The following is a 23230-nucleotide window of genomic DNA, read 5'->3' as shown; positions in this document are numbered from 1 at the left end:
CTGGTTGTACTTATCAATATAAAAGGTTTTGCCGATAACTTAATTAATTTTCATTGATACCAATTATTACTGTGTAGCTGGGACACGAATTGGCTCTGGTGTTGGCATAGCATTCATTGGTTTATATTCAGGGACTTCCATCACTGTAACTTTGACTACATAGCGTTTGCCATCTTCAATTTTTGGCGCATTATTGGCCAGCTTTTTTGCAGTTTCATTTGGTGTCATCGTTTGTTCCGCAACGCTATATACCATATTGTGATGATTACCCATGTGCTGACGAGGCATTTTGTGGTTAACGCCATTTGCTGCTGCGGTAAAGCCGACGGTTAATAATGCTAAAGCTAATAAACCGGTATTTAATTTTTTCATTTCAGTATCCTCTGTATTGGTGATGGGCAAATCATTCATCAATTCATATTGTCTCGCAATCGCTTTTACCTCCCCTGACGGAAGCTCCATAATTACTGCACTTTTTATTCAAGCTTGAACCATAATTTATATAAAACAGTGGCTTATTAGACGGTAATTTACATTTTTAGACCACTTGTGCTAATACAAATTTCAGTGCTGGAGACATCAAAGGGGATAGTCTAGGATGGTAAGTTAGGTTCAACAAAATTCTAACAAAGTGAGTGTGTATGTCAGATAAAAAAATTCCCCTTTCTTTACTCGACCTTGCGCCAATCATTCAGGGTTCGACGGCGAAAGAGGCCTTTGCTCATTCCCTTGATATTGCTCAATTAGCAGAAAAACTCGGTTACCACCGCTATTGGCTTGCGGAACACCATAATATGACTGGGATTGCTAGTGCGGCGACTTCGGTGTTAATAGGCTATCTTGCCGCAAATACTCACAATTTACGTTTAGGTTCTGGTGGCGTCATGTTGCCGAATCATTCACCGTTGGTGATCGCAGAGCAATTTGGCACACTAAACACACTTTACCCTGAACGCATTGATTTAGGCATAGGGCGTGCTCCTGGAAGTGATCAGCGAACGATGCAAGCTTTACGCCGCCATATGAATACGGATATCGATAATTTCCCGCAAGATGTTGCGCAAATCATTAATTGGTTTGATGCTATAAACCCAGACCCAGCAGTGCGCCCAGTGCCAGGCTTTGGCGAAAAAATTCCGGTTTGGTTGTTAGGTTCGAGTTTATACAGTGCAAGGTTAGCCGCGCAAATGGGGCTTCCTTTTGCTTTTGCTTCTCATTTTGCCCCTGATTTATTATTACAGGCGTTGGAAGTTTATCGTGCTAATTTCCAGCCATCGCAGAGGCTTTCTAAGCCGTATGCGATGGTTTGTATCAATATCATTGCCGCGGATACTCAACGTGAAGCAGAGTTTTTATTTACGTCGATGCAGCAAGCCTTTGTTATGTTACGTCGTGGTCAACCTTCTCAATTGCCTGCACCTGTTGAGAGTATGGAAAATATTTGGTCACCCGCTGAAAAATTTGGTGTTCAACAAGCATTAGGCATGTCATTGGTAGGGGATAAAACCAAGGTACGTCATGGGTTGGATACGATATTACGGCAAACTCAAGCGGATGAAATTATGGTAAATGGCCAAATTTTTGATCATCAAGCTCGTTTATACTCTTTTGAGTTGGCGATGCAGGTAATGAACGAAATTATGTAATTTAAATAGCTGGATGATTAACACGTGTGCAAGGACGCATTTTTCAGATTTGGCTCAAAAAAGAGATAACCCAGAAAAATCTGGGTCATTGACGGCTAGCACGCTATTTGTGGTTGATGAGGCTCTAAAGGGGGTAAACCATGAGCAGCACGTGCTCTATCGCACGCCTCATTATAAATACCATCTTGCCAAGATTGTTCAAACTCGCGGCAAGGTGTTGGCCTTTGTGTGTATATCGAACAAGACACACACTCTCCAATGGTGCCCTCTAAAGCGCTACAACGCGTATTATGTTTTTGGTTTGTTCCCTGCATACAACTCATAAATGGGGTTATTTGCTCAGTTAAATGTTGTGGTACAACACCACCCCCACTTTCAGCCTCAGCCCAATAAAAAGAGACACGAAAATAGGCACAACATGCACCGCAGCTTACACAAGGGTTATCTGAAGGATCAGTTTTTAGGATATGGACATTATTAGTCATATTAAAAAACCATAAATGATGTTGATAAAATACCCATAGAAAATGGGTTGACGCAACACAAGCAGGAAGCTCAAGAAAACGTTGCTCAGGCTTTATTATCTTACGTTATTCCAGTTTATTGCAATATTATTCAGCACAAAAAACTGATTTTTTTGATATTCCCCAAGGTAAATAAATTTCACATACTTATCATAATCATAAAAAAACCTGCCAGAAGGCAGGTTTCGTTTGAATCATAATGATAAATTAAACATGTTTTAAATCAGCGTCATCATTTTGATTGAATATTGCTTTATCTGTTTCACCCATCAACTGGCTAGTCACTGTGCCTGCTGTCATTGAACCACTGACATTCAATGCAGTACGACCCATATCAATTAATGGCTCAACTGAAATTAACAGAGCAACTAATGTAACTGGTAAGCCCATCGCTGGTAGTACAATTAACGCGGCGAAAGTTGCACCGCCACCAACACCCGCGACACCTGCGGAACTGATTGTCACGATACCGACTAATGTCGCAATCCACAGCGGGTCGAATGGATTAATACCCATTGTCGGTGCGACCATCACGGCTAACATTGCAGGGTAAATACCCGCACAACCATTTTGCCCAATTGTTGCTCCGAACGATGCAGAGAAGCTAGCAATCGATTCAGGAATACCGAAACGACGTGTTTGTGTTTCAATATTTAGTGGAATACTTGCAGCACTTGAACGGCTAGTGAATGCAAATGTCAGAACCGGGCCCGCTTTCTTAAAGAATTTAATAGGGTTTAAGCCAGTCGTCGCCACTAAAATACCATGTACAACAAACATAATGCCTAACGCAACATAGGACGCAATAACAAAAGTGCCTAGGTTGATGATGTCATGCAAGTTTGAACTTGCTACGACTTTAATCATCAGCGCCATCACACCATATGGCGTTAAACGCATGACCAAGCGAACTAATTTCATTGCCCAAGCTTGCATAACATCAATCGCTGCTAAGGCTTTTTCACCACGCTCTTTATCATCTTTAAACAGTTGCAGTGCGGCAACACCTAAGAAAGCAGCAAAAATAACGACACTAATAATTGACGTTGGGTTTGCACCCGTTAAATCTGCAAATGGATTTTTTGGAATAAACGATAAGATTAGCTGAGGCACGGTTAAGTCAGAAACTTTCCCAATATAGTTGCTTTCTATTGCTGATAAACGTGCTGTTTCGGATTGACCTTGCACTAAACCTTCGGCAGTCAGGCCGAATAAATTGGCAATTAAAATACCAACTAACGCCGCAATAGCTGTGGTAAATAACAAAGTGCCAATTGTTAAAAAGCTAATTTTACCTAGCGAAGAAGCTTTATGTAGCCTTGCTACTGCACTTAGTATTGAAGCAAATACTAATGGCATAATCACCATTTGTAATAGCTGCACATAACCATTTCCGACAATATTAAACCACAGAATGGAGTCTTTTACCGTTTGGTGGCCACTACCATACACGAGGTGCAGTACTACCCCGTAGGCAACACCGAAAACCAGACCGACTAACACTTTTTTAGATAGGCTCCAGCCTTTAGCCCCTAGTTTTGCCAACAGTATTAGTAGTGCTACAAAGCCGAGCACATTAATAATTAGAGGAATATTCATTCCGAACTCCAAATCATATTTTTATAAGGTATGTTACTTGCCCTTTAGTCCTTATTGGTTATAAGGATTTAGTTGCTTCAAACAACTGGTTATATGTTATCAGTTGATAAAACACATTTCTTATATCAAAAAGTAATAATATAGTATTATTCATACTTACATTATATTACAAAACTATAATTTATGTGGGGAGATATGTATCTATTTGATTATGAATATATTTTAAGATCACATCAACATGGCTATAAAAATCAAATTGATAACCTGCAGGTAAAAAACAGGCACAAACAGTCAAAATAATGGCAATAAAGCGTTCCCCTCGTTGGCTATTTTTACCGCGGATCATGGGAAAACAAAAGCGTTGAGGGAGTGGCCATAGGAATGGTACTCCTGAAGGGGTGAGCATGTCAGCGACTAGATGACTGATATAACCTAATAAAAAAGCTTGGATAATATCATTTGGAATTGCCCATTCGGTTGGTATCCATTGATAACAAGAAATCATCAAAAGTAACCATGCAACTAGGCTATGAGTAAACCCCCGGTGCCCACACAATTTGGAAATGGGTAATGAAAAAATCCGTAGTAGTCGACCAGGAATTGAAGAGGGGTGGTCAATATCGGGCAATAATGCGCCTAATAAGGCCCCTGGAACCATGTGCAGCCAATCACCATGAGCAATCTCTGGGGTGATTTGAAGTTTATGAGCCATTATTAAAGAGGCGACGGAAAAAAGCAGATGCCCTTCAGCTGTCATGGTGGATAAAATACCATCTGTTTATCTATACAGTTGATTGGCAGTATAAAGTGTTTGAAAAGAATATGATAGTGGTAGAAAGATAAAAAAACTCTTATTTATTAGCAAATAAGGGAAGTATTTTATAATTTAACACAATACCCCTACCTAAATTAGATAGGGGAGAACACTTATTAGACACTCAAGGTATTCTTAACGTAAATGTTCAGCCTTTAAGTCATTCAGTGAGGCTAATTTGATATCCGCCAAACCAAAGCGCGGGTCATTAAAATGCTTGCTGTCAGGCACCACAATTGAACGCATTCTGGCGGCTTTTGCAGAAATCATACCGTTAAATGAATCTTCTAATGAAACGCAATTGACGGGTTTAGTCGATAACTCAGCTGCTGCTTTAAGATAAACTTCAGGATGAGGTTTACTCAAAGGTAAGTCAGACGCAGAAATAACCGCAGAGAAATAGTCACGAATATCCAGAAGGTTTAATACTTTTTCCAACATATATAAAGGAGAGGCGGAAGCCAGTGCAATTTTTAAATCCATTGAACGGCAAAGTTCCATGGCATGCTGCACTCCAGGTAGAATAGGGCGAGTTTCTTCAACTAAGCCAACAACACGGTCAATAATGCGTTGTGTGGCTTCTTCTTGGCTGCATCCTTGCCAAGGAGAGGCGTGGTACCAAAGCTCCACCACATGGTCAATACGTAAACCCAAGGTATCAGGCAGGGTATCCGCAATTGAAACGTCAACACCCAATTGTGAAAAAATCTCAAGTTCAGCCTGTGCCCAAAAAGGTTCCGAGTCGATCAATAAACCATCCATATCAAAAATGACCGATTGGATGGGAAGATTATGGTACATGTCAAAACTCCATTCATGTCGTATTTATTAACGAAGAAGTCATGATATCAGTAAACTGACTTTAAGCGTATTACTTGAAATCAGTATTAGTCTAATATTGAGGAATATTCGGACAGTATGAAGTAAAAGTATAATGGTAATGAATAGCCTCACTATTTTGATTAGTCTGAAAGTCTATATATTATTATTAATCGTGAATTGAGATTTGGAGGCAATGAATATTTTCAGCTATGATTAGCGTTGAATAATCATTGTAAAAATTTATCAAAAATCATAACGCTGAGGAAAAGCAGTAATGAATTACCATAATGCCAATTATGTCGCAATCGGCAAACGTATTCTGGGTTGGGTTGTTTTTCTGTTAGCATTAATTTCGACATTGGCGTCTTTAATTAAACTGGCAGGCATGAAGGGGCTCGCAGGAGAAGGGATTAATGCAGTCGCTAATGATTTTATTAAATTAATGGCGGAAATGACCCGTCAAAGTACACCATTCCTAAATTTCTTTTGGAATAACTCACCAGTACCTCAAGTTGCTAATGGGTTTTCCGGTAGTAATATCAGCTTTATCATCATCTTTATTTTTATTTTTGTTGGACTGGCGCTTAGTGCATCAGGTTTGCGTATGTACCGGCAAATTAAGTTTATTCGTGAAAGTTTAGAAGACCACGTGATCATAGAAAAAGCAAAAGGGATAGACATCTCAAAAGAAGAGCTTGAAGCTAAGGTGACTATTCCACGTCATACAATATTCACTCAATTTTTTCTTCTTTATTTTTGGCCAATTGTATTGGGGCTAGCGTTGTATTTTCTTCTATGTTTCCTTAATTGGTAATTTTCGAATTTTCGTCATACTTCGCGTTATGAGGGTGTTGGCTGCGTTTAGCTACTCGGGTCACATACTTGTGTATGTTCCCCGAGATATCTGCACTTGCCGCCTACTCATAATGCGAATTATATAGAAAATTAATTATTCGTCGTACTCCATGCTATGAGAGTGTTGGCTTCTTTCGGCTATTTGGGTCACATACTTGTGTATGCTCCCCAAACTATCCTCAATTGCCGCCTTGCTACAGCTCGAATTATTTAGAAAATTAATTATTTGTCGTGCTAAATGCTAAAAAACAGGAGCTTATTTTTCGTTGAGTAGATTATCAATAATCGTGCGTGCTTGCTGGTAGCTTTGTTCGTTACCAAAGATATGGGCTTGATTAAGTAAATAGTAAAGTTGGTATATTGGTTGTCTATCTAAAAAGCCATTGGGGAGCGGCCAAACACTTTGGTAGCCATCAATAATTTGGATCGGAAGATCTTGATATAATGGCAACATCGCAATATCACACTCCCTATCACCCCAATAACATGCGGGGTCATATAGCACACCTTCAAGATTTTGAGTGATAGCACAGTTAGCTGGCCATAAGTCACCATGTAATAAAGAGGGTTGTGGCTGATGCCCAGCAAGTTTCTCCTTAACAATATCGACAATTTGCTGAATATCAGCAAATACCATTCCTTTTTCGGAAGCGAGTTGTAATTGCAAGCCAATACGCTTTTCTGCAAAAAATGAATTCCAACGCTTTTCCCAGCCATTAGGTTGCACAATTGTGCTTAGCATAGTATCAAAATCAAACCCGTAGCTAGGCTGCTCTTCCCATTGATGTAAACGCGCTAATTGTTGGCCAAAATGCCATGCATTGGTGTTGTCGAAAGGCTTAAGAGGGAAGTATTCGAGCAGAAGGAAACTGTGGTGCTTATTACTACCAACACCGTAAACCTTAGGAACGGTTATCGTTTGGCTTTTAGCGAGCATTTCAAGTTGCTCAGCCTCTTGTTTAAATAAAGGCAAAAACTCACGCCGATTTTGTTTAATGAACACGGTGTGTTCGCCATAGTCAATTCTTAACGTATGGTGAATATCACCACCAGACAGAATGACTTTGTTACGTAGCTCCGCCTCACCTAAGTGTTCACTTAATAAACGACACATTGCTTGCCACATGACTCACCTCGCTCTGCTTTGGTCTTCATTAATACAATACTATAGCGACAGTTTAGGAATTAACAGTGATAATTGTTTAAAAAGAAGAAGCTATCACGAAATTATTGAACAATTATCAGACAATAAACACAAACCTGTTCTGCTTTAAATTTAGCCTATTTCTATCTAAATGAGAATGTTCAGATAATACGGTATGAGTTCAAGATCTTGACGCCATTTGCTAGTGATTTCAGGTAAACTGCAAAGAATACTTTCATACTCAAGGGGTGCTATGAACATGGATTTTCAAAAACCGCGCTGGTTAAGAGACTTACTGCGATTTATTCCACTGAAAAGTCAGTTTGTTCTATTTGGCAATGTTCGAGACCTACAAGCCAGCGAAATTGCGCCTAGGGTAGTGACACCACTGCCGTTTAACCAAGCACTCTTTAATAACTTGTTTCAGGCAGGGTATGCCTATGTTATTACCTATACACCACTGATTGGTTTTCAATGCGTGGCGAGCCCCACAGAAAACTCGCAAGCGAGTGCCACATTGATGCAAAACTTAGGTTTGCATATGGCTGATGATAAAGCCGCTGGTGGTATTGATATGTTGAATCATTTGCTGGAAAAATTTATTAACTATAAGCAGCAGCCAATTGCATTATGTATTGATTTCGCCTTTTGCTTGATTTCCCATCGCGATAACCTGACTCCCGCTGAGCACAGCTTATTTACTCGGGCTCTGGTGGTTTCTCACCAAGCAAAAACGCGACCAGCAGGGGAAAATAACCAGCCGTTCTACAATTCTATTTTTTGGATTGTGGAGAAAGAAACCGATTTACCTGATTGGTTTTTAGTTAATAACCCACGAGTGAGAGCCATTCCTGTTGCGAAGCCTGACAGCCAAGTTCGTCGGGTTCTTACGCCAATGTTGTTAGCTTCATTATCTGATGTTAATAGCATAGAACAAGCGGATAAAGACAGCTTATTTAATGACTTTATTGATGAAACAGAAGGACTCTTGTTACTGGACTTAACGGCGATAGTGCAGCTCGCACGGATTGAAAATGTCCCTGTGACACGTATTAGTGATGCGGTACGACGTTATAAAGTAGGCATAACGGAAGACCCTTGGAAAAAAATTGATAAGCAGAAAATACATAACGCCCCAGAGATTATTTCTCGCCGAGTTAAAGGACAACAACATGCCGTCACTCATTTATTGGACATTATTAAACGTGCAATGACCGGAGTGGGGGGGCATAAAGGTGGGCGACCTCGAGGCGTTTTGTTTCTAGCGGGGCCAACGGGTGTCGGGAAAACGGAACTGGCGAAAACGGTCACTCAATTGCTATTTGGTGATGAAAGTGCGTATATCCGCTTTGATATGTCTGAATTTAGTGCAGAACATGCAGACCAACGTTTAATTGGCGCTCCTCCTGGCTATGTCGGTTATGATTCTGGTGGTGAATTGACGAATGCCATTCGTGAAAAGCCGTTTAGTGTGGTGTTGTTTGATGAGATAGAAAAAGCACACCCTCATTTAATGGATAAATTTCTACAAATTATTGATGATGGTGTATTGACCTCAGGACGTGGTGATCGCGTTTATTTTTCAGAGTCGTTGATTATTTTTACGTCAAATCTTGGCATTTATCGTTTGGATGCAAATGGTGAGCGGGTAGCGAATGTCCAGCCGAGTGAACCTTTCGAAACGGTGACGCGTAACGTGAAAAGTGAAATCGAACGTCACTTTAAATTAGTGTTAAATAGACCAGAGCTGCTCAACCGAATTGGGGAAAACATTATTGTTTTTGATTTTATTCGCCCCGATGTGGCACAACAAATATTCGAACAAATGGTGGGAAATATTCTTTCTGGTTTGGAAAAGCAATCACTGACTATTTCAATTTCACCACAAGCCAAAGAAACGTTAAAACAACATTGCTTAGCTGATTTATCTAATGGCGGTCGAGGTATACGTAACCAATTAGAAAGCTATTTAATTAACCCATTATCTCGCGCTGTTTTCGACCAAGATTTACAACCTAATTCGGCTTATCAAATTGTCGAAATTGCCACAGGTGAAACAACGCAAATCACGTTAGCAGCGATGAGTAATTGATGTGGTGAATGTTAATATTTCACGAGTTCATTTTCCCATTACGGCCCTAGGCCCCGGAAAGCGTATTGGTATCTGGTTTCAGGGATGCTCATTACGTTGTAAAGGCTGTCTTTCTCCTGATACATGGCAAGTGAAAGACAATAGCATCACGGTGAAACAATTACTGGACCAGATAACGGAGTGGTTACCATTCGCAGATGGCATCACGATTTCAGGGGGAGAACCGTTTGAACAGCCTGAAGCCTTATCCGCATTAGTGAAAGGGATTAAACAGCTAACCGATGCGGATATTTTAGTCTATAGCGGTTATCAATGGGAACACATTGAAGAGCGTGTTTTACAAATGGCTCCCAATATTGATGCCTTAATTAGTGAGCCATTTATTGTGGATCTTCCGCAAACCCAGATGCTCAAAGGCAGTGATAATCAGCAATTGCATATGTTAACGCCATTAGGAAAAGCGCGATTTATGGCATATCAGCGCTCGATAACACCAGAAGATAAAGTACTGGATTTAGCGTTTGATGAAACAGGGCGGCTATTTTTGGCGGGGGTTCCTGAACGTAACGATATGTTGCGTTTGCGGACCTTGATTGAACAGCAAGATCAATCCTTGCGACAACTAAAAAAATAATTAATTGGATGAATGGATGACCATGATACGTTTTTGCCCACATTGCCAAACAGAGCGACCGTTAACTGAAATTTTTTGTGCTGGGCAAATTAAAACACCACAAGGAGATAATCAGTTTTGTGGCTGGGATTTAACCCCTGAAGCTATTCATGAAACGGGTTGGCGCCCCATTGATGAGCACAATACCTCGATGGAGAGCCCAAAACTCAGTATTGATGAGAATAATCAAAATAACCAAATTATTGAACAAAGAGTTTGTGTGAATGGGCATTCCATGGATGAGGGGGATTTTATCTGCCTTGAGTGTGGGGCGGATGCAGCTCTTGAACTAAGCAATATTGAGGAGCAATCTCAACGACTGATTGGTAATTGGCGACTTGAACGACGTATTAACCAAAACGATAGCCCACGGGAACGTTATTTAGTTACACATATTGAAAACGACAAAAATGGTGTGCTTACCTTATATCAAAAAGGTGAAGAACCTGATCCTACGATTTATCAAGTACTTCAATTGATCCCAACAGACCATGTGCCTGAGTTTTATGAAACGGGACGCTGGGAAAACCGCGCTTGGCATGTGACTGAATTATTGGAAGGTGGCTCATTGAGCCAATTTATTCAGCAAGGGGAATTTTGGCAGTTACATGAAATCCCCAAATTGGTTGAAGAAATGGGGCAAGCGATAGCGGCATTTACTGAGCATGGCTTACGTCATCGTAATCTATGTCCCGCTAATTTGTTGATCCGCAGCCGTGAGCCTTTAGATATTGTGGTAATTGAATATGGCTCTGCGAGTTTGTCTGAATTTGACCTTGATATCGTAACACCCTTAGATATTTCCCGTTATAGCGCACCAGAAACCTTAGCAGGCGGTGTGAGCGCCGCATCAGACTGGTGGAGTCTTGGGGTTATTTTATTAGAACAACTGACCCAAGGGCAGTGTTTTGCTCAAGTTCATGATAATGCGTTCTTAATCCAAGTCATGACTAATGGCGTTGATTTTCCTGATGATTTAGACCCCAACTTACAACTATTATTGCGCGGGTTATTGTGCCGGGATCGTTTTTTACGTTGGCAATGGCCGCAGGTGTCAGCATGGCTAGAGGGGAAAGCGGTCCAAGCACCGCAAAGTGCGATAGCAGGCTCGCCAACTCAATACCATCAAGTCCAGTTTGCCGGTCAGCAATTTTCTCAGCCAGATACTTTTGCCATGGTTGCTGGTGAACAAGCTCATTGGGATGGTGCAGTCCAATTTTTGCTACGCGGGGAATTAACGTCGTGGTTAGCAAAGTTTGATAATAGTCAGGAACAACTCAAACAACTTCAGGCTTTTTTAGATAGTCCAAAAACGCTAGATGGAGCCTTACAAAGTGAAATTAATCAAGATATTAAACTCACTTTAGCTTTAAAAATCCTAAACCCGAATATGCCATTTATTTACCGTGGTGAAATCATCACACCGGCGTGGTTATTAGAACAGCCTATCCTTGCTTACGCACTAATTAGTGAGCCATTAACTCAACATATTCAGAATATCGACCCACAACATTGGTTAGTGCAGCTCTACCACCGCCAATGCTTAGTACGCCAACGCGCTGAACAATTGAATATATTACTCAATGAAGAAAGCTTGAAACTGTATTTGCTAATTACATCAATAAGCCAGCTCGCTGCGCGTTGGGAATTACTGCATAGCCAATTTCCTGACTCACATAATGAAAGCCTACAAGCCTTATTAGATAGACAAAATCTGCAAGAAATTGATTATATTTTATTGCTAAGCGCTGATATTGGGCAATTTATTTCATTGACTGCATTAGTCGAGCAATCTTTTGAATTAGCAAAACAAAATGATATCCACAATTTTGATAGCGAAATAGCCAAAAACCAACTTTTGTTACCAAGAGGGGAACTATACCAGCTCATTAACCACCGAGTCAGTGATTTCAAACGTATAGGGATCCCTGAATTAGATGGTTGGGTTGATGACTTTTTATTAATGCGTCGCTTGCCGTTAGTCAAAATTCTCGTATTGCTGGCTATTCCATTCGAACACTGGCAAGTACCCGAATCACAAAAATATGTTCTTGAAGTTCTAAGGTTTTTTACACAAAAGCTCACGTCAGTGACACAACGTGGAAACCTGGTACGTATGCGTTTAACGCAAAATACTGGGCGAGTCGATTTAATGGAATGCGATAGCCCCGTTCGCCCTGCAAGTGCATTACTTGAACATTTATTGAACCGCAAAAAAAGCACGGTTACCATTGATAGTGATTTGCTATTACAGCATAAAGGCGTCAATGGCCGATTACGGATCCTACAATCAGATACGCAGTTATATCAACGGGATACAGGTATTGATGGCATGTACCTTGGTTTCCCATTCTTATTATTGCACACACAGCCGAATCAAATTAAACCACGAATTGCACCTTTATTTTTATGGCCCGTTTCATTACGGACTTCTTTAGCTCAAAACAGCCCTATACAGCTTAGTTTTGATCATGAGAGGGCGGCAATACGCTTAAATCCAGCACTGGCAAGCTTTGCGGGGATACCTCCGGTGAGTGAGTGGCAAACAATATTAGATAATTTATTATCTAAAGCAGGTTTAACCATTGAAGATATGATGGAGACACTTACGTCTTTATTACCGATACAAAGTACAGAACTCGCGCCACTTCCGTCGATCACTACTTCAATTGCAGAGAATAGTGCACAAATCTGTTGTTCAGCGGTACTCTTCCATACCTCGTTTATTGGACAGGCGATGAGTAGCGATTTACAGCAAATTGCTGGGCTACCTATTTCCCAAACAGCCTTAGCGACAATGCTAAAAGTCTCACCGCTCAATAGCACGAGTGAAACACAGCCAGATAATTTACTTAACCAGTATGCATTGTCATTGGCAGACCCATCACAAGAACAAGTTGTTCAAGCTGTACAAGCTAACACGGGGCTGCTGATTGAGGGGCCGCCAGGGACAGGGAAAAGCCAAACCATCGTGAGTTTGATTGCAGATGCGATAGGGCGTCAGCAAACCGTTTTAGTGGTGTGTCAAAAACCTGCTGCACTAGAAGTAGTCTATAAGCGTTTGATTGCTAATGGATTAGGGGATAGAGCACTATATATCAGCCAAAGCCAAAAAGGCCGTGAGATTATTTTGACGGTGAGAGAACAAATTGAGCAACTTTGGGGACAAGAAAAAAGCCAGCTCGTTGAGCTTGATTGGCAGGGAGAGAGAATTCATCTTGTAAATCGCGTTCAGCTATTTGAACAAAAAATAGATAGGTATTTTCACTCACTCAATAATATCGACGAAAAGTTTCAAGTTTCTTATAAACAAGTATTAAGCCAATTGATTGAACTTGAAAAGCTTCCTCATTTTGATATTGATGAACAGCACATTAAGCCTTCATTAGCGCAATTTGATAGCCATACGATTGAGCAACTAACGGATGATTTGAAGTCACATGCGTATACTTGGTGGCAATTGGATTATGAAAATAATGCACTAAAAGCCTTATCGCAGTTTACGGTGAATGACCCTCAATATTTATTGTTTAATCAATCTATTATGGGATTGATCGATACTGAAAAGCAACGTGATGAAGCTTATAAAACGCCATATCAGCAAATTACGTTGACTCAATTATCGACTCATGAGCAATGGTTATCACAGCATGAAGCACAATTTAGCCAATTAACGGCTGAACAATGGCAGGGTTTCTCCCGTTGGTTAACGCTATTTAGCAGTGAAACGGGAAATTTAGTTATTAACCAACTTGAGCTGTTGTATCAGCGTTTATTATCGATTAATGAAGAAAATATCGACCCGTTATTATTCCCTGTGTTTAGGGGGATTGATAATGACCATCTTTCCCAATTATCGCGAGCATTGATGGAAACAATGCAAGGGTCATGGTTACGTTTCTTGAACCCGTATTACTACCGTCGGCAAAACCAATTGCAGTCATTTATGGCGGCTAGTGGCTTAGCGCCTACGACTGAAAAACAGACTTCAGTGCTTAATACCATTGCCGTTGAACAACAATGGCGTTTACTTGAAAGGGAATTACAACCATTATATCAACAGCTTGGCCTTGAGCTTCAGCCAAACCACCAGTGGCGTAGCACATTGCAACCGTTGGTCATGCAATTAAAACGAGTGGCAGATATGGCTGAGCTTCTCACTCAGTACCCTGAACCTTTGCATTTTATAGACGCGATTACTCAGCAACAAAAAGCCGGGTTTATCCATCAATGTCATGAAGTCAGGGCGGCAATAGCTAAGTTACGTGCAAAAACGGAAAGCTTAAACCAATTAAGTCGGCTAGATAGCGTATTTTCATCAGAAACCGTTGAACGGTTTAAGATGGCCATCGTAAACGGTGAGTCAAATACGACTGAACTGGTGCTGATAGCGCAACAGAAAGAAAATTTACAGCGTTACCAATCGTTTCGGGAAGAAACACAACATTTTACCGAGCAGCATTGGGGGATCTTAACGCTATTAAAACCGGCTATTGGACAACTTATCGCAACTGAAGGGGGCACAACGCAATGGAGAGATCAATTAATTCAAACAATTAACTATTATTTCTGTCTGTTTACTAAAGCTCAATTGCAGGCAACATTGCCTGCATTAAGTACTAATCACGGCCAGCTGATGTCAGACCTAGCTGAACTAGAAAATGCTCAAAAACAATTACAACAATTCAATAAATTGGCATTGACGACCAATATAGATATCAAAACGTTAGGGAACCGCCGAGAATGGGAAGAAATTACTCGTTTAGCAGGGCCAAGAGCGCGACGTTTAAGGGAATTTATACAAGAAGGTCGAGATATTGGGTTAATGCAACTACGGCCGGTTTGGTTGATGACACCCGATGTAGCGAGCCAGGTGCTCCCTCTTGAAGGTGCCATGTTTGACAGTGTGATTTATGATGAAGCTTCACAGATGCCGATTGAATTTGCCTTATCGACTTTATTTAGAGCCAAACAGGCCATTGTTAGTGGCGATGAAAAGCAAATGCCACCTTCAAAATTTTTCACAGGCAAGCAAATTGAAGACGATATTGATGAAGAAGACGATGACCAACAAGAATTGGCAGGAGAGCAATGGGATTACCGGCAAATTAGTGATTGCCCTGATTTATTACATTTAGCACGTACAGTATTGCCTATTCATACATTGGATATTCATTACCGTTCTGCTTATCGAGAGCTGATTAATTTCTCCAATTTTGCTTTCTACGAAAATAGGCTTAATATTCCAGCGCAGTTTTCTTCTAAAATGGTCAGCAAAATTAAGCCATTACAGCTTATTCAAGTCAATGGTACATATGTTAACCAAAGCAATGAAGCTGAAGCAGTCGCTATCGTGGATCATTTAGCTTCAATGTGGCAACGGCCTTTCGAACAACGACCCTCTGTGGGGGTAGTCACGTTTAACCAAAAGCAAGCAACGTTAATTAATCAAATAATTCAATTACGTGCAGCACAGGATGAAGATTTTCTTCAGGCGTATACGCAGGAAAACCAACGCACTCACAATGACGAAGATATGTCATTTTTTGTGAAAAATGTGGAAAATGTGCAAGGTGATGAACGCGATGTGATTTTATTTTCTACCACATTTGGTCGCAATGCGCAGGGGACATTCAGGCGTAACTTCGGGGTATTAGGGCAAACTGGTGGTGAACGGCGTTTAAATGTCGCCATCACTCGTGCTCGTCAGCAAGTCGTAATAATGTCATCAATGCCAATAGATGAAATTTCTGATTTACTAGCCACTTACCGCAAACCGGAAATTCCAAGAGATTATTTACAAGGTTATCTGGCTTATGCGTTAAATGCGTGTAACCCATTAATGCAAAAAGAAAATAAAAAATTACTTAGTCGCATGTGTCATACACAGTCAGCGGTTGATAACGAAACGCTCCCGCAAAATGCGTTTGTCGATTCGGTAATGAGTTTTATTCGACAAAGTGGCTGGCAGGTGACCACCGCAAGCCAAAATGGGGTATTCCATTTTGATGGCATTGTTGAGGACCGAACCAGTGGCCGTTTGCTCATCGGTATTGAATGCGACATACCATCACACCCACTATTAAAAACAGCGCGTTCTAGGGAGCTATGGCGCAGTGCTGTTCTGGCACGAGTGATACCAGCACGCTACCGGGTTTCTATTATCGAATGGTATCAAAATCGTGATTTGGCACAGCAACAACTGCATGATGCCATTTCTCAGGCTTTATTAACCTCATCCCTCTCTCAAATAGAGAGCCAAAATCCGCAAGAAGGTGCGTTATGAGTTCATCGGTTCATCGTATAACTGTTAGGGAAATGAATGAAATTCAGTGTCGGCGTCAGCTTGCGGTAGTTAAACGTCGATTTAAACAGTGGAATGCATTGGCAAACCGCAGCCAATATCATCAGCCGCGTATTGCACAAATCAAACAAGCATACCAGCAGTTAATGGAAAATGAGGCACAGGTTGCCACATTGTCAGCACGCAATTTAAGTTTATTAAATAACCAATTGGTTGAGTTTACTGGGACACTGAATAACGAAGTACAGGAAGTTCGTGAGCAACAACTTGAAAAACAAGCGTTATTAGCCCGAACAAAAAAGTACAGAGAACATAATTTGGCTGAATTAATCGCACTGGTACATGAAAAACTGCCAAATGAGACCGAACTTCTTACGCAATTAATTTCGGCTAGTGAACTGGATGAAAACCAATCTAATAAATTAATTTTTAAAGTATTAGCTTTATTGAGTTCACAATCAACTTCACTAACACCATCGGCAGCGGCATTATTGAGCCAGCTAAAAGCACAATCTGAAGGCGTGAAGCAATTTTGGCAATCAGGTTTACCTCAAACGCCGTTTGCCAAGCAACGTGAACAGCTACTATTGATGATTGAAAAACTGAAATTAATCGCTTCTTCTGATGAAGCTCAGCGTGCGGAACAACAACTGGTTGAGCTTCAAGAATTTAAAGAAGGCACACAGCGCCATTTACGTGCCGATTCATTGATCATGACATTAGCTGGGCAATTGAAGTTAAGTCAGCAACGAATTGAACTTATCGATAAAATTGAACAACTTTGTGATGAATTGGCTATTTTTGCGAGTAATGAAAATGAAGCCATGATTTCGAATGCGTTAGCGAGTATACAATCAAGCTCGATAGAAGTGTTAACTGCATGGATAGATAAGCTGAATAATGCCGTAAGTACTGCAGAACAACAGGTTGTTGCCACTGCACAAAGGAAAACGGTATTAGAAGGGTTAGGAAAACTCGGTTATCAAGTTCAAGATACTGATGTTAAAGCATGGCTGGATGATGGCAAAGTGGTCGTCACACACCCTGCAACGCCGGGGTATGGACTAGAATTAGGTGGAAAACAAGCGCGTTTTCAAGCGCGTACAGTGGCTTTTTCTGCAAGGCGGGATAATTCACGAGACCAGGATGTTGATGCAATTTGGTGTAATCAACATCAACAATTACAAGATATTATTGCTCAGACAGATGCAGAACTTGTTGTTGAGCAGGCGTTACCAGCGGGAAGTGGGGAAATGAAAGTGCATGAAACCCAATCTGAAGAGCAACGTCGTAATATTGCGGTGAACCAGTTAAAAACACGCAGCAGATAGCTAATTAATGCAGATGCTTAAGTTACTAAAAAAGATCTTGTTGCATAGCTAGGGTGTTATTGAAAATAAAAAAGCTGAATTCGTTATGCGTGAATTCAGCTTTTTTGTTATATCTGCCATTTATTATGCGGTATGCATACTTTGTGGGTTAGTCTGATTTCTTTTACGTGCCAGTACTAGCTTGCTATAGAGCAGGGCTATTACAAAGTAAACCGCTTGCGTAACAACAATGGTTGGCCCAGTCGTCGCATTAATGTGAAAACTCAAGATGGTTCCAATAACACTTGATGTTACAGAAGCGATGATAGCGACGATGAGCATTTTGCCGAAGCTCCGGCATAGGACAAATGCAATAATTCCCGGGGAGATCAGCATGGCAATAACTAAAATGATCCCAACAGCTTGCAGTGAAGCGACAATGGTTAATGCAAGTAAAGACAGTAAACCATAATGTATCAGCTTGACGGGGAGGCCAATCACACGGGCTTGGTTTGGGTCAAAACAATAGAGCATAAAATCTTTACGTTTCAGTAAGATAATTGCAATAGTGACCCCTGCAAATAGCAATATTTGCTTAAACTCGCTATCCGTGATCCCTAAAATATCACCAAATAAAATATGTGTAAGGTGTTGTTCGGTATCTATTTTAGCAAACATAACCAAGCCGATAGCAAACATCCCAGAAAACACAATCCCCATGACGGTGTCTTCTTTTATCCGACTATTTTCTTTTAAATACCCTGTAGCGACAGCGCAGAATAAGCCAGATGCGAAGGCCCCTATCGCCAATGGGATACCGAGTAAAGAAGCAATAATGATCCCCGGCAGAACGGCATGGGAAATTGCATCACCCATCAATGACCAACCTTTCAATACTAAAAAGCAAGAAAGGATAGCGCATACGGTCCCACTAACAATGGCGGTAATCAATGCTTTTTGCATAAAAGGAAAAGCAAACGGAGCCATCAGTAAGTCAATGAAATCACTCATGAGATGCTCCTTGTCGGTGTGACTGATGCAGCCGAGCTACTTCCTTTTTTGCATTACGTTTTGAGGCAAAAATACCGTGCTTAGGTGCAAAGAAAAATGCCAACAGGAAAATAATAGTTTGTAGTGTAACAATTAACCCACCTGTAGCACCGTTGAGGAAATAACTGATATAAGCACCAACAGCACTGGTTACGGTGCCAATTGTGACTGAAATAATGAGTAAACGTTTAAACTGGTCGGTCAATAAATAGGCGGTTGCCCCCGGAGTGACGACCATTGCGATAACAAGGATTGCACCAACTGTTTGTAGGGCTGCAACAGTACAAGCACTTAATAATGTAAAGAAAATAATTTTTAGGCGTAATGGGTTCAAGCCAATTGAACGAGCGTGGCTTTCATCGAAAAAAACGGCTAATAAATCTTTCCATAAGCACAGCAGTACAATGAATGAAATGCCAATAATAATTTCTACTTGTAATACGTCAGAATCCGCAATACCTAAAATATTACCAAAAATAATACTTTGTACATTCACAGATGTTGGGTTCAATGAAACAATCAACAAACCTGCTGCGAAAAAAGTAGAGAAAATAAAGCCAATGACAGCATCTTCACGTAAACGAGTTAGATGCTTTATTAATGTCATGGCCAGTGCCGCGAGGATCCCAGTAAAAAAGGCGCCAGCCGCATAGGGCAAACCTAAAGCATAAGCACCAGCCACCCCAGGAACAACAGAGTGGGAGAGCGCATCTCCCATTAATGACCAGCCTTTCAACATCAAATACGCCGATAAAAACGCACAGACAGCACCAACAATGGCGCTGACCCAAATAGCTTTTATCATAAAATCATATTCAAAGGGCTGTAATAACATCTCAATCATTCGGAACCCTTAGCTTGGTTTTTTCGAACGGGGGCATCATGGTCATGACCATAGAATACAGCCGCTCTTTCATCATCGGTAATGACGGTGACAGAGCGAGGGTCATCATCGTCATGAAGCTCTTGACCTGACAGGTTAATATGACGCAATACGCCGCCGAAAGCTTGCTGCAGGTTTCGTTGCGTAAATGTTGTTTCTGTAGGTCCACTCGCTAAAACAGTGCGATTGATTAAGATAACGTGGTCGCAAAACTCAGGCACACTACCCAAGTTATGAGTTGAAACGAGGATTAGATGGCCTTCGTCACGCAAACTACGCAGCAAGTCAATAATGGCATTTTCAGTTTTAACATCAACCCCAGTAAAGGGTTCATCAAGGAGTAAAACTTTACCTTCTTGTGCGAGCGCTCGCGCTAAAAAAACCCGTTTTTTCTGACCACCTGAAAGCTCGCCTATTTGGCGATGTTCAAGCCCTGCAAGGTCAACCCGTTCTAATGCCATTTTGACAGCATCTTTATCGGCTTGTTTAGGGATGCGGAAAAACCCCATTTTGCCGTAACGGCCCATCATCACAACATCAGAAACGAGAACGGGGAAATTCCAGTCAACTTCTTCTGTTTGTGGGACGTATGCAATCACATTTTCTTTAAGCGCGGTTTTTATCGGCTGATCATTTAATGTCACACTGCCAGAAGATGGGGTGACAAGCCCCATAATGGTTTTAAATAACGTTGACTTGCCACTACCATTTACGCCAACTAAGGCACAAATAGAGCCACCTGAGATAGTAAAGCTTGCGTCATAGATAGCGGTGTGACCGTTATTATATGTCACAGTCGCATCATCGACGATAAGATTCGGGTGTTCGAATTGACTTGAGTGATTCATATTACTGTGAAAATCCTTTCGCTATCGTGTCTACAGTCGTATTTAAAAGGTCTATATATGTTGGTACTGGGCCATCGGCAGTTGATAATGAGTCAACATATAACACGCCACCGTATTTTGCCCCGGTTTCTTTACTGACTTGGCGAGCAGGTTTATCAGAAATGGTACTTTCACTAAATACCACAGGGATTTTGTATTTACGGACAGTATCAATCACTTTTTTCACTTGTTGAGGAGAGCCTTGCTCTTCTGCATTGATTGGCCACAAGTACACTTCTTTAAAGCCGTAATCTTTTGTTAAATAGCTAAATGCGCCTTCACTTGAGACTAACCAACGTTCATTTTCTGGAATACGATTTAAACGTTCACGTAAAGGGGCATCAAGTTCAGCAATTTGCTGCGCATATTTTTTAGCATTGGCATTATATGTTTCTGCATTTTCAGGATCATATTTGACCAGAGCTTGACGAATATTTTCAATATAAATTTTAGCATTGGCAGGAGACATCCATGCATGTGGGTTTGGATTGTCTTTATATTCACCTTCACGGATTGGCATTGGCTCAATACCCTCAGTGACTACGACTGCAGGAACATTTTTGAAATTTTCAAAGAAACGTTGGAACCAAACTTCCAAATTCATCCCATTCCATAAGATTAAATCTGCATCATAGGCTTTCATAATATCTTTAGGAGTTGGTTGATAACCGTGAATTTCCGCACCAGGCTTCGTTATAGACTCGACAATTGCTGCATCTCCAGCTACATTTTGAGCGATATCTTGAATAATGGTAAAAGTGGTTACGACTTTAAACTTTTTAGCAAAAGCAGGTTGGCTAAAAAAGATGACTGCTACCAAAGCAAACATACTGGTTAGTAAAGGTGCAGATAATCGAGATACGTTCTTCTTCATAAAAAGTGACCCTGACATTATTGGTTTAGCGTTTTTAACATACAGTTGTTAAGGTTTATAACAATTATATTTTATATCTCAACTGATAATGATTATCAATATCAATTGTGAAAAATAAATACAAACAGTGTGGAATAGCATTATTCGTCATTATAGGCTTCTAAGTCCCATGGCTATTTGTACGACTAAAACACGTCCTGAAGTAAAAGTTAAGTAAAAATTATTTTATTTTTCTTAGGATTAGTTATTCTGCCATCGGCTTCCATCGTAGAGGATTCGACAGTGAGAAAAATAATTGGCGGTACTTTTATGCTACTGCTACTAGCAGGTTGTTCAAGCGAGCCAGATAGGCCTGTAACAAAACAGCGAATGTTAGAGCCTACAGGGCCAATAGCCACACAAAATACGACATTTCCAAGAACGCCTTTTGATGAATTTATTCGTGACTCTGCGGTTCGTTATAGTGTTGATGAAGCTTTAATTAGGGCTATTATTGAGGTCGAATCCAATTTTAGGCCTGAAGTTGTCAGTAAATCCAACGCAATAGGTTTGATGCAGATTAAAGCTTCGACAGCGGGGCGTGACGCATACCGTTACCAAGGAAAGCCAGGGGAGCCGAGTACTCGTGACCTAAAAGATCCACAAAAAAATATTGATATTGGCACAGCCTATATTCGTATTTTAAGGGAACAGCACCTTGCTGGAATAAGCCACCCTCAGACGTTATATTATGCAACTGTTGTCGCTTATGTGAACGGGGCTGGAGCGTTATTAAGAACATTTGATAATGATAAGGGTAGGGCGATTGCAATGATTAACAGCTTATCGCCGGAAGAATTTTATCAACATGTACAAACAAAACATCCTGCACCGCAAGCCCCACGCTATTTGTGGAAAGTTAAAAATGCTTACAATGCATTAGCTATGTCTTATTGATATTCACGCATTAAGTGTGGGAGTTGCGCGACAATTTCAACAATTCCGTTGATTACAAATTGCACTCCCATACAGATTAATAAAAATCCCATCACCCGTGCGATTGCATCAATACCGCTATTTCCTAGCCACCTCATAATAGAAGTTGCGCCTCTTAAACCAATCCAAACGATGAGACTTGCAATAAAAAAGGTAATTACGGGGGCGACTTTTAAAACCCATGGGGCAAAACTAACATTACCTTGTAATGATGCAGTGGAGCTGATGATCATAGCAATAGTACCAGGGCCTGCGGTACTTGGCATAGCAAGAGGAACAAAGGCAATGCTAGGTGATTCTTGGCGTTTTTTAGGGACATTTGGATCATCAAGGGCATTGGCGGTTGGGTCTTCCCCAACATCACTGCTAGGAAACAGCATGCCAAATCCAATAAATGCCACAATTAGCCCGCCTGCAATTCGCAGTCCTGGTATTGATATTCCAAATGTGTTCATGACTAATTGGCCTGCATAAAAAGCGATTGTCATGATTGCGAATACATAAATAGAGGCCAATAACGATTGATGGTCACGCTGCTCTTTTGTCATATTAGCAGAGATGCTTAACATGACTGCAATTGCAGTTAAAGGGTTGGCGAGAGGAAGTAACAGTACCAGACCAATACCAACGGCTTGAAATAGCTCAAGAAAATTTGTCATGGAAGTTAGATTCAAGCTCCTGATTAATGTGAATAAAATACCTTATCTCAAATGATAGCAAAATTTCTTATAGATCTGTAGGTTAGCATTTATATCTAGTGAGATATTTTATGGTAGGA

18 protein-coding genes are annotated in these 23230 nt (G+C 40.8%); 7 read left to right on the top strand and 11 right to left on the bottom strand.

Annotated features, from left to right (window positions below; all coding sequences use genetic code 11):
- Window positions 1-66 precede the first annotated feature (66 nt).
- Window positions 67-462, bottom strand: coding sequence for a hypothetical protein (locus P3L40_RS12910; protein WP_153673505.1), 396 nt, complete (start codon window positions 460-462; stop codon window positions 67-69).
- Between the two features lie 179 nt (window positions 463-641).
- Here P3L40_RS12910 and P3L40_RS12905 point away from each other — a divergent pair, with 179 nt between their 5' ends.
- Window positions 642-1646 (top strand): luciferase-like monooxygenase, encoded by a 1005-nt coding sequence (locus P3L40_RS12905; protein WP_110591596.1) that lies wholly within the window; start codon window positions 642-644, stop codon window positions 1644-1646.
- Window positions 1647-1741: 95 nt separating this feature from the next.
- Here the strand turns inward: P3L40_RS12905 and P3L40_RS12900 are convergent, their stop codons facing one another.
- From P3L40_RS12900 to hxpB, 4 genes are all read right to left on the bottom strand, one after another.
- Window positions 1742-2131: a YkgJ family cysteine cluster protein gene (locus P3L40_RS12900; protein WP_094961737.1), complete on the bottom strand. Its 390-nt coding sequence runs from the start codon at window positions 2129-2131 to the stop codon at window positions 1742-1744.
- A gap of 246 nt (window positions 2132-2377) precedes the next feature.
- Window positions 2378-3769, bottom strand: coding sequence for an L-cystine transporter (locus P3L40_RS12895; protein WP_004263624.1), 1392 nt, complete (start codon window positions 3767-3769; stop codon window positions 2378-2380).
- 181 nt (window positions 3770-3950) lie between these two features.
- Window positions 3951-4526: a metal-dependent hydrolase gene (locus P3L40_RS12890; RefSeq protein WP_210852557.1), complete on the bottom strand. Its 576-nt coding sequence runs from the start codon at window positions 4524-4526 to the stop codon at window positions 3951-3953.
- Between the two features lie 192 nt (window positions 4527-4718).
- Window positions 4719-5384 (bottom strand): hexitol phosphatase HxpB, encoded by a 666-nt coding sequence (gene hxpB, locus P3L40_RS12885; RefSeq protein WP_004263628.1) that lies wholly within the window; start codon window positions 5382-5384, stop codon window positions 4719-4721.
- Between the two features lie 295 nt (window positions 5385-5679).
- On the opposite strand from hxpB, the gene P3L40_RS12880 reads away from it, so the two are divergent.
- Window positions 5680-6219: a YniB family protein gene (locus P3L40_RS12880; protein ID WP_110591598.1), complete on the top strand. Its 540-nt coding sequence runs from the start codon at window positions 5680-5682 to the stop codon at window positions 6217-6219.
- Window positions 6220-6516: 297 nt separating this feature from the next.
- Here P3L40_RS12880 and P3L40_RS12875 read toward each other — a convergent pair whose 3' ends face one another.
- Window positions 6517-7386, bottom strand: coding sequence for a fructosamine kinase family protein (locus P3L40_RS12875; protein ID WP_004263637.1), 870 nt, complete (start codon window positions 7384-7386; stop codon window positions 6517-6519).
- Window positions 7387-7663: 277 nt separating this feature from the next.
- Here P3L40_RS12875 and P3L40_RS12870 point away from each other — a divergent pair, with 277 nt between their 5' ends.
- The 4 genes from P3L40_RS12870 to P3L40_RS12855 are packed head-to-tail and all read left to right on the top strand — an operon-like array spanning window position 7664 to window position 17804.
- Complete coding sequence (locus P3L40_RS12870; protein WP_272693250.1) at window positions 7664-9496, top strand: AAA family ATPase; 1833 nt, start codon at window positions 7664-7666, stop codon at window positions 9494-9496.
- A 1-nt stretch (window position 9497) separates the two neighbouring features.
- Window positions 9498-10130 carry a 4Fe-4S single cluster domain-containing protein gene (locus P3L40_RS12865; protein WP_197701515.1) on the top strand — a complete coding sequence of 211 codons (633 nt, stop codon included), beginning with the start codon at window positions 9498-9500 and terminating at the stop codon, window positions 10128-10130.
- A gap of 16 nt (window positions 10131-10146) precedes the next feature.
- A complete protein-coding gene (locus P3L40_RS12860; protein WP_210852559.1) occupies window positions 10147-16455 on the top strand; it encodes a protein kinase domain-containing protein in 6309 nt (2102 codons plus the stop codon).
- A complete protein-coding gene (locus tag P3L40_RS12855) occupies window positions 16452-17804 on the top strand; it encodes a hypothetical protein (RefSeq protein ID WP_136134745.1) in 1353 nt (450 codons plus the stop codon). Before P3L40_RS12860 ends, P3L40_RS12855 begins: the two co-directional genes overlap by 4 nt.
- A 123-nt stretch (window positions 17805-17927) precedes the next feature.
- On the opposite strand, the gene P3L40_RS12850 is transcribed toward P3L40_RS12855, so the two are convergent.
- From P3L40_RS12850 to P3L40_RS12835, 4 genes are read right to left on the bottom strand one after another with little or no spacing between them, the layout of a single operon-like run.
- Complete coding sequence (locus P3L40_RS12850) at window positions 17928-18794, bottom strand: metal ABC transporter permease (RefSeq protein ID WP_004263651.1); 867 nt, start codon at window positions 18792-18794, stop codon at window positions 17928-17930.
- On the bottom strand, window positions 18787-19677 hold the full coding sequence (locus P3L40_RS12845; protein ID WP_004263652.1) for a metal ABC transporter permease: 891 nt from the start codon (window positions 19675-19677) through the stop codon (window positions 18787-18789). The genes P3L40_RS12850 and P3L40_RS12845 overlap by 8 nt, the downstream gene beginning before the upstream one ends.
- Window positions 19674-20564: a manganese/iron ABC transporter ATP-binding protein gene (locus P3L40_RS12840; protein WP_109911242.1), complete on the bottom strand. Its 891-nt coding sequence runs from the start codon at window positions 20562-20564 to the stop codon at window positions 19674-19676. The genes P3L40_RS12845 and P3L40_RS12840 overlap by 4 nt, the downstream gene beginning before the upstream one ends.
- A gap of 1 nt (window position 20565) precedes the next feature.
- Window positions 20566-21477, bottom strand: coding sequence for a metal ABC transporter substrate-binding protein (locus tag P3L40_RS12835; protein WP_144140122.1), 912 nt, complete (start codon window positions 21475-21477; stop codon window positions 20566-20568).
- Between the two features lie 309 nt (window positions 21478-21786).
- On the opposite strand from P3L40_RS12835, the gene P3L40_RS12830 reads away from it, so the two are divergent.
- On the top strand, window positions 21787-22413 hold the full coding sequence (locus tag P3L40_RS12830; protein ID WP_153673696.1) for a transglycosylase SLT domain-containing protein: 627 nt from the start codon (window positions 21787-21789) through the stop codon (window positions 22411-22413).
- On the opposite strand, the gene P3L40_RS12825 is transcribed toward P3L40_RS12830, so the two are convergent.
- Complete coding sequence (locus P3L40_RS12825; protein ID WP_004263665.1) at window positions 22407-23111, bottom strand: MarC family NAAT transporter; 705 nt, start codon at window positions 23109-23111, stop codon at window positions 22407-22409. The two genes, P3L40_RS12830 and P3L40_RS12825, sit on opposite strands and share 7 nt — an antisense overlap.
- Between the last annotated feature and the right edge of the window lie 119 nt (window positions 23112-23230).

This window comes from Providencia sp. PROV040 (assembly GCF_032706145.1).
GTDB classification, from domain to species: domain Bacteria; phylum Pseudomonadota; class Gammaproteobacteria; order Enterobacterales; family Enterobacteriaceae; genus Providencia; species Providencia hangzhouensis.
The sequence above is the reverse complement of the archived record's forward strand: the minus strand, read 5'-3'. Positions and strand labels throughout refer to the sequence as shown.